At 66.9% G+C, this 10648-nt stretch carries 12 protein-coding genes and 2 tRNA genes; 6 read left to right on the top strand and 8 right to left on the bottom strand.

The features are described 5' to 3' along the window. Positions 1–99: 99 nt before the first annotated feature. The 3 genes from erpA to R1L06_RS13815 are packed head-to-tail and all read right to left on the bottom strand — an operon-like array spanning position 100 to position 1736. Positions 100–492, bottom strand: coding sequence for an iron-sulfur cluster insertion protein ErpA (erpA, locus tag R1L06_RS13805; protein WP_005419789.1), 393 nt, complete (start codon positions 490–492; stop codon positions 100–102). Between the two features lie 31 nt (positions 493–523). After that, positions 524–988, bottom strand: a complete 465-nt coding sequence (locus R1L06_RS13810; protein ID WP_006398829.1) for a bactofilin family protein — start codon at positions 986–988, stop codon at positions 524–526. Positions 989–992: 4 nt separating this feature from the next. Further along, positions 993–1736, bottom strand: coding sequence for a DUF6776 family protein (locus tag R1L06_RS13815; RefSeq protein ID WP_019336613.1), 744 nt, complete (start codon positions 1734–1736; stop codon positions 993–995). Positions 1737–1916: 180 nt separating this feature from the next. On the opposite strand from R1L06_RS13815, the gene R1L06_RS13820 reads away from it, so the two are divergent. Genes R1L06_RS13820 through R1L06_RS13830 form a run of 3 tightly spaced genes read left to right on the top strand, consistent with a single transcriptional unit; the run spans position 1917 to position 6665 of the window. Next, entirely contained in the window at positions 1917–2534 is a 618-nt protein-coding gene (locus R1L06_RS13820) for a DUF4126 domain-containing protein (protein WP_005411305.1), read from the top strand. Positions 2535–2578: 44 nt separating this feature from the next. After that, complete coding sequence (locus R1L06_RS13825) at positions 2579–4465, top strand: EAL domain-containing protein (RefSeq protein WP_317217981.1); 1887 nt, start codon at positions 2579–2581, stop codon at positions 4463–4465. Position 4466: 1 nt separating this feature from the next. After that, positions 4467–6665: an ATP-binding protein gene (locus tag R1L06_RS13830; protein WP_317217982.1), complete on the top strand. Its 2199-nt coding sequence runs from the start codon at positions 4467–4469 to the stop codon at positions 6663–6665. 57 nt (positions 6666–6722) lie between these two features. Here the strand turns inward: R1L06_RS13830 and bfr are convergent, their stop codons facing one another. From bfr to R1L06_RS13845, 3 genes are all read right to left on the bottom strand, one after another. Next, the gene (gene bfr / locus R1L06_RS13835; protein WP_005419804.1) at positions 6723–7193 is read right to left on the bottom strand and encodes a bacterioferritin; all 471 of its coding nucleotides are present in this window, start codon (positions 7191–7193) and stop codon (positions 6723–6725) included. Between the two features lie 144 nt (positions 7194–7337). Next, entirely contained in the window at positions 7338–7547 is a 210-nt protein-coding gene (locus R1L06_RS13840; RefSeq protein WP_100474180.1) for a (2Fe-2S)-binding protein, read from the bottom strand. 108 nt (positions 7548–7655) lie between these two features. Beyond that, a complete protein-coding gene (locus tag R1L06_RS13845) occupies positions 7656–8276 on the bottom strand; it encodes an RNA pyrophosphohydrolase (RefSeq protein WP_032127170.1) in 621 nt (206 codons plus the stop codon). Between the two features lie 120 nt (positions 8277–8396). Here R1L06_RS13845 and R1L06_RS13850 point away from each other — a divergent pair. Both R1L06_RS13850 and R1L06_RS13855 read left to right on the top strand, forming a co-directional pair. After that, positions 8397–8473 (top strand) — tRNA-Met (locus R1L06_RS13850). 55 nt (positions 8474–8528) lie between these two features. Then, positions 8529–8603 (top strand) — tRNA-Gln (locus R1L06_RS13855). Between the two features lie 309 nt (positions 8604–8912). Here the strand turns inward: R1L06_RS13855 and rpsI are convergent. Further along, positions 8913–9305, bottom strand: a complete 393-nt coding sequence (gene rpsI, locus R1L06_RS13860; protein ID WP_005411311.1) for a 30S ribosomal protein S9 — start codon at positions 9303–9305, stop codon at positions 8913–8915. Positions 9306–9307: 2 nt separating this feature from the next. Beyond that, a complete protein-coding gene (gene rplM / locus R1L06_RS13865) occupies positions 9308–9736 on the bottom strand; it encodes a 50S ribosomal protein L13 (RefSeq protein WP_005414692.1) in 429 nt (142 codons plus the stop codon). Between the two features lie 198 nt (positions 9737–9934). On the opposite strand from rplM, the gene coq7 reads away from it, so the two are divergent. Continuing rightward, positions 9935–10579 carry a 2-polyprenyl-3-methyl-6-methoxy-1,4-benzoquinone monooxygenase gene (coq7, locus tag R1L06_RS13870; RefSeq protein ID WP_049401665.1) on the top strand — a complete coding sequence of 215 codons (645 nt, stop codon included), beginning with the start codon at positions 9935–9937 and terminating at the stop codon, positions 10577–10579. The last annotated feature ends 69 nt before the right edge of the window (positions 10580–10648 follow it).

Below are 10648 nucleotides of genomic sequence, written 5' to 3' on the forward strand. Positions count from 1 at the left end.
GCGCAATCTGCCGGTGTGGGCGTGCAGGCACAGCATCCACGCATGGCGTGGATCTACTGAGGTGCCAACCTTGGTTGGCACCTTCCGGCCACAGGCCTCTTACATGCTGAAGCTGCTGCCGCAGCCGCAGGTGGTCTTGGCGTTCGGGTTGCGGATCACGAACTGGGCACCGGTCAGGCTCTCGGTGTAGTCCACCTCGGCGCCCATCAGGTACTGCAGGCTCAGCGGGTCGACCAGCAGGGTCACCCCGCTGGTCTGTACCGCCAGGTCATCCTCGGCACGGTTCTCGTCGAACTCGAACCCGTACTGGAAGCCCGAACAGCCACCGCCTTCGATGTACACGCGCAGGGCCAGGTCGGGGTTGCCCTCTTCCTGGATCAGGGATTTGACCTTGGCGGCCGCCGACTCGGTGAAGTTCAGCGGGCGCTCCAGCGACTGGTAATCGGGCGCGGCAACCGGGGTGGCGCCGGGCAGGGAGACTAGCGTGCTCATGGTGTCAGCATGGGGGTGCCGACGATGGCTTTCAAGCCATCGCCTCGGCCAGCTTGCGGCGTGCGGCGGTGTCACCCTTGCCGCCATTGGCCTCATCACCTTCCGGGGCCGGCAGGGCCGCCATCGGGGCGCTGGCATGGATCAGGCGGCCGTTCAGCTGGGCACCCGCATTCATCTCCACCACCTGGTAATGGACATTGCCATTGACCCGCGCGCTCGGGGTCAGTTCGACCTTCTCGGTGGCATGCACGTCGCCGTCCAGGCGTCCACTGATGACCACCACCTGGGCACGGATCTCACCTTCGATCACGCCATGCTCGGCGACCGTCAGGGTCGCGCCACTGGCGCCTTCGGCGGCGATCACCTTGCCATGGATGCGGCCTTCCACATACAGGCCACCACTGAATTCCACATCACCGCGGATCACCACCTGGTTGCCGATCAGGGCATCCACCACCAGCTGGCCTTCACGGTTGGATTTGCTGCTTCCGAACATCTGCCTACTCCCCTTTGGCGGCCGGCGCACCGGCCTGTTTCCAGTCGAATACCTGGGTGGTACCCCCCGTACCACTCCCCAATGTCACCCGCACGCGTTGCGGGGTGAAGTCAGCCGGCAGCATCACGCTGCCGGTGAGCTGCTGGAAGTACCGGAACGAGTAATCCTGTCCCGGTACCTTGCTGCGCTGGTGCAGATCATCCCAGCTGATCGTGGCCAGCTTGCCGTTCTTGACGCCTTCCACGGTGAAACGCATCTGCCCCTGGCTGATGGCGCCGCGGTTGAGGTTCTGTGTCAGCACGGCGGTGTACTGCCAGGTGCCGGCCGCTTCCGGGCTGAACTCGATCGAATGGGTGTTCAGGCCCTTGCGCTGGCTGGTCGAACCCACCAGGCGCTCATAGAAGGCAACGTCGGCGCGCAGGCCGGCGATTTCCTCATCGCGTTCGGCCAGCGAGGACTGCACCTCGGTGTTGGCGGCGCGGCTGATGCGGTCGGAGGCTTCCAGCGTGGCCTGCTTCTGGCGCAGTTCGGTCAGCTGCGCCTGCAACGTCTCGGCGCGCTTCTCGGCGGCCTGCAGGCGCTGGCCCTGTGCATCGCGCGGCGTGGCCATCCAGCAGCCACCCAGCACGGCCAGCACCAGGCTGAGCAGCCAGATGCCGCCGATCACCAGCAGGCGGCGACGGTCGGCCGGCGGTTGCGGCGCGCCGGGCAGGCGAACCTGCACGCGCATGGGAGGACGGTTGGTCATGGGTGGATTCCGGGGGCATCGCGAGGGCGACACCGGTACGGCCCCTGTGGCAAACGACGGGCTAGTGTATGACAGGACGGGTGGGTTTCCTGCGCAGTGGCGAGCCACCGTCTGTGGCGTTCAGGCATGCCATCGTCGATAGTGTGGTCCCCTGCACAGTTCCGTCGCCGGAGCATCGCCATGACCGAAGCCCACCTGTTCGTGATCGGCATCCTGCTGGCCTGGCTGGCCGGCATCCGCGTCTACCTCACCGTGTTCGGTGTCGGCCTGGCCGGCCTGCTCGGCTGGGTCGACCTGCCGCCGGCCCTGCAGGCCACGGAATCGTGGTGGGTGCTGGGCACCTCGGCAGCGCTGGCGGTGACCGAATTCTTCGCCGACAAGATTCCCGGCGTCGACTCGGCGTGGGATCTGGTGCAGACCCTGGCACGCGTACCCGCAGGTGCCTTCCTTGCCGCAGCCACGCTGTCGCCGGATGGGCAGCTGGGCACCGGCGCACTTGCTGCCGGTGCCGGTGTCGCGCTGGCCAGCCATGGCCTGAAGGCCGGCACCCGCGCCCTGCTCAATACATCGCCCGAGCCTGCCAGCAACTGGGTGGCCTCCGCCGCCGAGGACACCGTGGTGGTCGGTGGCCTGGCCCTGGCCCTGGCACACCCGTGGATCGCGCTGATCGTGGTGCTGGCCTGCAGCCTGGCCGGCGCGCTGCTGGTGTGGCTGGTCTGGCGCACCTTGTGGAAGGGCGTGCGCTGGCTGGCACGCAGTGCGTCGCCCGACAGTCCACGCCAGCCCGGTACCGGTTGATCGCCGGGCTTGTCGCATAATGGACGCGAACACCAGGAGCACCGATGGCCGCAAACGAATCCCCCGCGGGCGCCCGCCCGGGACGCGCTGAAACCCCTCCGGCCGATCATTGGCAACGCTGGACCGCTGAACCGGCGAGCGCGGTCGCCGCAGCGCCGGCCGCGGTTCCGCCGCTGGCCGCCTCCGACGCACCCGCATCGATCGGCAGCGCACCGCCGCCGTTGCCGGCCCCGGCCGTGCTTGCCGAGGCTGGCAACAACGACCAGGCGCCGCCGCCCTCCGATTCGCCCTACCGCGTGCTGATCGTCGAGGACGACCGCCCGCAGGCCCTGTTCGCACAGAGCGTGCTGCATGGCGCCGGCATGCAGGCGATCGTGCACAGCGATGCCGACGGCGCGCTGCAGGCGATCAAGGAGCATCGGCCCGACCTGATCCTGATGGACCTGCACCTGCCCGGCCTGGACGGCATGCGCCTGACCGCGCTGATCCGCCAGCAGCCTGGCCTGCAGTTGCTGCCGATCGTGTTCCTGAGCGGCGATCCGGACCCGGAACGCCAGTTCGAGGTGCTCGACAGCGGCGCCGACGATTACCTGAGCAAGCCGATCCGCCCCCGCCACCTGATCGCGGCGGTGGCCAACCGCATCCGCCGCGCACGTGCGCAGGCAGCAACCCTGCCTGGTGCTACCGGCGCACCGGCCACCAGCAATCCGGAAACCGGCCTGCCGACACGTCACCACGTGCTGCAGCAACTCAACGCCACCCTCACCCACCGCGACCGGGGCGGCGTGTTCTTCATTGAAGTGGCCAGCGCGCTGGGCCTGCGCGAACGCTATGGCTACGCCGCCTTCGAGCGCCTGATGGTGCAGGCCGGGCAGCGCCTGGCCGAGGCCGGCCATCCGCACCTGCTGGCACGCCTGAACGACAACAGCTTCCTGCTGCTGGCCCGCAATACCGATGAAGACAGCCTGGAAAGCATCGCCGCGACCCTGCGTGAGCAGCTCTCGGCGCGCGCCTTCGTGATCCGCGATGATGAATCGGTGCATCTGCGCGGCGTGGTGGGTTACGCGCCGCTGTCGCCGGGCTTCGACGATGCCAACGCTGCACTGGAAGCGGTCGAGCGCACCACCCTGCAGGCACGCCTGCTCAGCGCCGGCGTGGCAGGCCATGTGCATCGCCAGGCCGTCACCGAACAGGAACACCTGGCACTGCTGGAGGGCCAGTTGGAGCTGGCCTATCAGCCGATCGTCGCCGTCGCCGGTGGCAACACCGCGCAGTACCAGCTGCTGCTGCGCCTGCGCCAGGCCGACGGTACGGTGCTGGCGGCCGGCCAGGTGATTCCCGCCGCCGAAGCGGCAGGCCGCATCGCCGACCTCGACCAGCAGGTGATGGACCATGCGCTGGGCCTGCTGGACCTGTACAGGCACGCAACGCAACCGCTGAACCTGTTCGTTTCGCAGTCGCTGCGCACCCTGCAGCGCGATGCCTTTGGCGACTGGCTGCTGGAATCACTGCAGCAGCGTGACCTGCCCGGCAGTGCGCTGGTGATCGACGTGCGCCTGCCCGACGCGCTGATCCACACCGTGCCGCTGCAGCAGTTCTGCCAGCGCATGGCCGGCGCCGGCGTGCGCTTCTGCCTGAGCCAGTTCGAACCCAGTGGCGAAGCCGATGCACTGCTGACCCAGCTGCCGCTGTCGTTCGTGCGCATGGCCGCGCGTTTCTCCAGCAGCCATTCCAACCCGGCCACGCGCGAGGAACTGCGCAAGGCGATCGAACAGGCGCATGCCGCCGGGCTGCAGATCATCGGCCAGCAGATCGAGGACCCGCAGGCCGCGGCAGCGATGTGGGTCGGCGGCGTCGATTACATCCAGGGCAACATGGTGCAGTCGGCCGGCAGTGACCTGAACTTCGACTTCCACAACGCGGTGCTCTGAGGTGCCGCTGTGGGGCGTGCTGCTGGTTGCCCTTGCTGCGGCCGTCGCACTGCTGCTGTTGGGCATGCGCCTGCGCGCGCGCAGCCGGGCACTGGCCCAGCTGCAGCGCGAGCACAGCGCGCTGGCCGCCGAGCGCGACCAGCTGCGCCATACCACCGAACGCCAGGGCCAGCTGGAACAGCAGCTGCTGCAGGCCAAGCAGGCCGCCGAAGCGGCCGTGCTGGCCAAGGGCGAGTTCCTGGCCACGATGAGCCACGAGATCCGCACGCCGCTCAACGGCATCCTGCCGATGCTGGAGCTGATCGCGCGCGGGCCGCTGGGTGAGGACCAGCGGCAGATGCTGGCCACCGCTTCGGCCAGTTCACAGCAGCTGCTGCGCATCGTCGACGACATCCTCGACTACTCCCGGCTGGAAGCGCAGGCGCTGGAACTGGAGATCACCAGCTTCAACCTGCGCGACCTGCTCGATGGCGTGGTGCAGCTGATGCAGCGCGCCGCCGATGCCAAGGGCCTGTCCCTGGCCCTGCAGCTTGACCCATCGGTGCGCCTGCCGGTGCGCGGCGACCCGGTACGCCTGCGCCAGGTGCTGAGCAACCTGCTGGCCAACGCCATCAAGTTCACCGCCCGCGGCCAGGTGCAGCTGCGCGTGCAGCGCCTGGGCGAAGGTGCGGCCCAGCACCAGCTGCGCTTCGAGATCATCGACACCGGCATCGGCATCGATGAGGCACTGCAGGCACGCCTGTTCCAGTCCTTCAGCCAGGCCGATGCCTCGACCACGCGCATCTACGGTGGCACCGGCCTGGGCCTGGCCATCTGCAAGCGCATCATCGACCTGATGCACGGGCAGATCGGCGTGCAGTCCACACCCGGCCAGGGCGCAACGTTCTGGTTCGAGATCCCGCTGCTGAAAGTACCCGGCGACCTGCCTGCGATGGCGCGCGCCCCCGCAGCGCTACTGTTGTTCAGCGCCGATGCAACGCTGCAGGCACGCATCGAGCGCATCGCCGCCCACCATGGGCTGCAGGTGCAGGTGCTGGCACAGCTGGATGCCGTGGTCGAGCGCCTGCGCGCTCCCGCGCGGCCCGGACAACCAGCACCGGCATGGCTGATTGTCGATTCCCGCACCCGCCGCAACGGCGAGGTCACGCTGCAGCAGGCGCTGGCCGAGCGCGGCGACGATGATGCACTGCAGGTACTGTGGCTGCAGGAAGACACGCCTGCACAACGCCCGCGCCAACGCCAGCTGCTCCCGCATTTCGATGATGCAGCCCTGCATGCACTGCTGGCGGCGCCTGCCACGCCTGCCCGCCCTGCCGCCCTGCTGGCCAATGCCGAAGACGGCTTGCCCGCACCGACGCTGCCGCCATTGCACCTGCGCGTGCTGCTGGTGGAAGACAACACGGTCAACCGGATGGTGGCCGAGCATCTGCTGCGCGTGTTCCAGTGCGAGGTGCGCAACGCCGCCGACGGCGAGCAGGCACTGGCCGCCCTTCGCGAGGGCGGCGTGGACGTGGTGCTGATGGATTGCCAGATGCCGGTGCTGGACGGCTACGCCGCCACGCGCCGCTGGCGTGCGGAAGAAACGGAAACCGGGCGCTCGCGGTTGCCGATCATCGCGATGACGGCCAACGCCATGGCCGGTGACCGCGAACGCTGCCTGCAGGCCGGCATGGACGATTACCTGTCCAAGCCGATCGCGCGCGCCACCTTGCATGCGCTGTTGAAGCGCTGGGGGCAGCGATCACGCGATGTCGTAGCGTCGAGCTTGCTCTACGGCGATGCATCCGGGGCCAGTGGAATCCCGCCAGCCGAGCATGGCCCGGCTCTACAAGAGACGAAAAGCCAAGCGGTGACGCAACCGGTGCTGGACCGTGATGTGCTGGACGAACTGCACGCGGTGATCGGCGATACCGCCCTCCAGATCGTCTCGGTGTTCCTGGAGGATGCGCCGGCGATGGTGCAGCAGCTGCAGCAGGCCGCGCAGAGCAGCGACGAGCCGCGACTGCAGGCAATCGCCCACAGCCTTAAATCATCGAGTGCGAACGTGGGGGCGTTGTCGCTGTCGGCAATCGCGCAGCGGATCGAGCACGAAGCCCGTAGTGGCAGCCTGCAGCGCCCCGCAGTGGCGGTGGCGCTGCTGGTTGCCGAATTCGCCCGGGCGCGCGTGGCGCTGACGGGCTACCTGGCACAGCATCGGTAGCATCGAGCTTGCTCGACCATCGCCATGCTGATCACAGTCGAGCAAGCTCGACGCTAGTCACTCTTCCAGCTTGCTGAGCAGGTACTTCGGCTCGCCGATACGCTCGATCAGGTCGAGCTGGGTTTCCAGCCAGTCGATGTGCTCCTCTTCCGAGTCGAGGATCTTCACGAACAGCTGGCGGCTGACGTAGTCGCCCACCGAATCGGAGTAGGCCACGGCCTCGCGCAGGGTCACCACGCCGTCGCGCTCCAGCGACAGGTCGCACTGCAGGATCTCGGTCGGGTTCTCGCCGATGCGCAGCTTGCCCAGGGCCTGGAAATTCGGCAGGCCTTCGAGGAACAGGATGCGGTCGGCAAGCATGTCGGCATGCTTCATCTCGTCGATCGATTCCTTGTACTCGTGTTCGGCCAGCTCCTTGATGCCCCAGTTCTTCAGCATCTTGGCGTGCAGGAAGTACTGGTTGATCGCGGTCAGCTCGTTGTAGAGGACCTTGTTGAGGAATTCGATGACCTTGGTGTCGCCCTTCATGGGGGTGCTCCTGCGCGCTGAAAACGCAGGCACTTTAGCGCCTTGCGCGCGCCGGTGAAGGAACGCGAATCGTGCGCATTGGCCTGTGCGGCACGCAGTGAAGGAAACGAATGCGCGGCGTCAATGCGCCGCGAAAGAAGTCGCTCAGGCGACCTGTGCCAGGCCGAGCACCGGCAACGGCAGGTCGTGGGTGGCGCGCGCCTTGGCCAGCAGCTCGCCGGCCATGTCCAGGCAGGAACCGCAGGTGGCACCACAACCGGTACGCATGGTCAGTTCGGCCACCGTGCTGACGCCATGGCTGGCGGCTTCGCGGATCTGGTGGTCGGTGACTCCGTTGCAGATGCAGACGTACACAGGCGTGAACCGGGCTGACAGGCCAAGAGTGGCCTGTTGGCTATTCCAATGGAAACGAGAATGGTTGTCAATCAGAGACCTGAACCATTCTCGATACGGTTCAGCCGGTCACGTGGCCGGACCATCGCCGGTGGCCTTCTTCGGCCAGTAGCCGCGGGTCCGTGGGCGCTTGCGTGGGCGGTCATGCCCGGCGGTATGGCCCGGCATCCAGGCCTCCGCAGCGCTCTTGGGCATGGCAGTCACGCCCTGCCCGGCCACCCCGCGCGCCAACGGCGCCAGATGTCGCAAGGCGCGCGCATAGACGCCACGCTTGAACATCACCACGTGCTCCACCGGGTACCAGAAGTCCACCCAGCGCCAGTGGTCAAACTCGGGTGAGTCGGTGTGGTCCAGCTTCACGTGGGACTCGTCGCCGGTCAGGCGCAGCAGGAACCAGACCTGCTTCTGGCCGATGCAGACCTGCCGCTCGTTGCGGCGGATGGCCCGCGCCGGCAGCTTGTAGCGCAGCCAGCCGGGCGTTGCCCCGAGCACTTCCACGTGCTCAGGCAGCAGGCCGGTCTCTTCCTGCAGTTCACGATACATGGCCTCGACAGGCGTCTCGTCGGTATTCATGCCACCCTGCGGGAACTGCCAGCCGTCCCGGCGCACACGTCGTGCCCAGAACACCTGGCCGTCCTGCCGCATCAGCACAATGCCGACGTTCGGTCGATAGCCGTCCGGATCGATCACGATGCGGACTCCTAAAAAATCTACTGGTCGGGACTATCCCATGCCGCCTGTCGGCCCACAAGCACGATACAAAAGTGTTGACAGGGGCGATACACATCCGCAGAATAGCGGGCTCACCAAGGCTATGTAGCTCAGCCGGTTAGAGCACAGCACTCATAATGCTGGGGTCGGTGGTTCGAGTCCACCCATAGCCACCACACTGAAAATCAAGTTGTTTTTCAGCGTGAAAAGTGAGAAAATAGTTGCACGTTTTGCCCCGTCGCCAAGCGGTAAGGCACCTGACTCTGACTCAGGCATTCGGTGGTTCGAATCCATCCGGGGCAGCCAAATTAAAAGCAAAAGGCCAGATCGAAAGATCTGGCCTTTTGCTTTTAATTTGGTCGCGCATTCCACCTTATCCCCGCGCCTGTCGGCGCACCCCCTTGAACAACAAGGGGGCTCTTCTCCAGAGAGGCGTCCGGGGTGGGATCCCTTTCTGCAGAACCCCGCCCTGCTGACATGCACCCCCCGGGTAGTGCCGGCCGCTGGCCGGCAACCTCGAAATGCGCTCCCCAGAACGACAAAAGCCCGGCCGAAGCCGGGCTTTTGCTTGTCCAACCAGCGGGCTCCCGAAGGAGCCCAACCAGGCGCGGTAGATCAGCGCTTGGAGAACTGGGTGGCGCGGCGGGCCTTGTGCAGACCGACCTTCTTACGCTCGACTTCACGGGCGTCACGGGTCATGAAGCCAGCCTTGCGCAGCTCGGACTTCAGGGTTTCGTCGTACTCGACCAGAGCACGGGCGATGCCCAGACGGATCGCACCGGCCTGGCCGGTGGTGCCGCCGCCAGCGGCGGTGACCAGGATGTCGAAGCTTTCGGTGTTCTTGGTCAGCTCGAGCGGCTGGCGCACGATCATGCGCGCGGTCTCACGACCGAAGAACTCGTCCAGCGGACGGCCATTGACGGTGATGTTGCCCGAACCCTTGCGCAGGAACACGCGAGCGGTGGAGGACTTGCGGCGGCCAGTGCCGTAGTTTTGAGTGATAGCCATGATTAGATATCCAGAACCTGCGGCTGCTGTGCGGCGTGCGGATGCTCAGTGCCGGCGTAGACCTTGAGCTTGCGGTACATCTGGCGACCCAGCGGGCCCTTCGGCAGCATGCCCTTCACGGCGATCTCGATCACGCGCTCCGGGTGGCGCTCCAGCGCCTGTGCCAGGGATTCGGTCTTCAGGTTGCCGATGTAACCGGTGAAACGGTGATACATCTTGTCCTGCAGCTTCTTGCCGGTGACGGCAATCTTTTCTGCATTGATGACGACCAGGTAGTCGCCGGTATCAACGTGCGGGGTGTAGACCGGCTTGTGCTTGCCACGCAGACGGCGGGCCAGCTCGGTGGCGAGACGGCCCAGGGTCTTGCCCTCGGCGTCGACGAGGTACCAGTCGCGCTGGACGGTCTCGTTCTTGGCAGTGAAAGTGCTCATGAAGAACTCTAGGTTAGGTCGGGCTCATTGCGGCGAAAGGCTCGCCGGAACTCTGCCACGCGTTGTGAAAAGGTGAAGCGTAAGAGGCGGGATTGTACGCAGGTCAGCCCCCCCGTTGCAAGCCGGCCCTTGACCGGGTTGGCAGGGGGACGGGGTCGGGCGAGAATCGCGGGGTCTTCCGCCCCACCGTGTACCGCCATGACCGTGCTCCGCCAGATCACCCCGCTGGACCACCTGCTGACCGAGGCGCAGCGCGCCCTGGACACGGTGTTCGGCAACCCGCCGGCGGCCCGCCCCTATCCGGCTGCGGACACCGACGAGCCGGGCATGGACAGCACCGAACGCCGCCACGCGGCCGGCCTGATGCGGATCAACCACGTCGGCGAGGTCTGCGCACAGGGCCTGTACTTCGGCCAGGCGGCCGTGGCCCGCGACCCGGCCACGCGTGAACACCTGCTGGAAGCGGCCCAGGAAGAAACCGACCACCTGGCCTGGTGCGCCACCCGCCTGGGCGAACTGGACAGCCGTCCGAGCCTGTTCAACCCGCTCTGGTACGCCGGCAGCTACACCATCGGCACCCTGGCCGGGCTGCGCGGCGACGGCTGGAACCTGGGCTTCGTGGTCGAGACCGAGCGCCAGGTGGAAGCCCATCTGGACGAGCACCTGGTCGACCTGCCGGCCGGCGACCTGCGCAGCCGCGCGGTCATCGCCGTGATGAAGGAAGACGAGGCCCGCCATGCGGACCACGCCGAGCAGGCCGGCGCACGCCGCCTGCCGTTCCCGATCCCGGGCGCGATGGCGCTGGCTTCCAAGGTCATGAAGACCATCGCCTACCGGCTGTGACCGCCAGGTAGTGCCGGCCGCTGGCCGGCAACCACGCAGACGCCGCAGAAGATCCGGAGGTTGCCGGCC

It is taken from the genome of Stenotrophomonas mexicanensis (assembly GCF_032911605.1).
Taxonomy (GTDB): Bacteria; Pseudomonadota; Gammaproteobacteria; order Xanthomonadales; family Xanthomonadaceae; genus Stenotrophomonas; species Stenotrophomonas maltophilia_A.

What these genes read in the sequence shown, in the direction of transcription:
- erpA (WP_005419789.1), bottom strand. Translation starts at nt 492, where the DNA reads ATGAGCACGCTAGTCTCCCTGCCCGGCGCCACCCCGGTTGCCGCGCCC.
- R1L06_RS13810 (WP_006398829.1), bottom strand. Translation starts at nt 988, where the DNA reads ATGTTCGGAAGCAGCAAATCCAACCGTGAAGGCCAGCTGGTGGTGGAT.
- R1L06_RS13815 (WP_019336613.1), bottom strand. Translation starts at nt 1,736, where the DNA reads ATGACCAACCGTCCTCCCATGCGCGTGCAGGTTCGCCTGCCCGGCGCG.
- R1L06_RS13820 (WP_005411305.1), top strand. Translation starts at nt 1,917, where the DNA reads ATGACCGAAGCCCACCTGTTCGTGATCGGCATCCTGCTGGCCTGGCTG.
- R1L06_RS13825 (WP_317217981.1), top strand. Translation starts at nt 2,579, where the DNA reads ATGGCCGCAAACGAATCCCCCGCGGGCGCCCGCCCGGGACGCGCTGAA.
- bfr (WP_005419804.1), bottom strand. Translation starts at nt 7,193, where the DNA reads ATGAAGGGCGACACCAAGGTCATCGAATTCCTCAACAAGGTCCTCTAC.
- rpsI (WP_005411311.1), bottom strand. Translation starts at nt 9,305, where the DNA reads ATGGCTATCACTCAAAACTACGGCACTGGCCGCCGCAAGTCCTCCACC.
- rplM (WP_005414692.1), bottom strand. Translation starts at nt 9,736, where the DNA reads ATGAGCACTTTCACTGCCAAGAACGAGACCGTCCAGCGCGACTGGTAC.
- coq7 (WP_049401665.1), top strand. Translation starts at nt 9,935, where the DNA reads ATGACCGTGCTCCGCCAGATCACCCCGCTGGACCACCTGCTGACCGAG.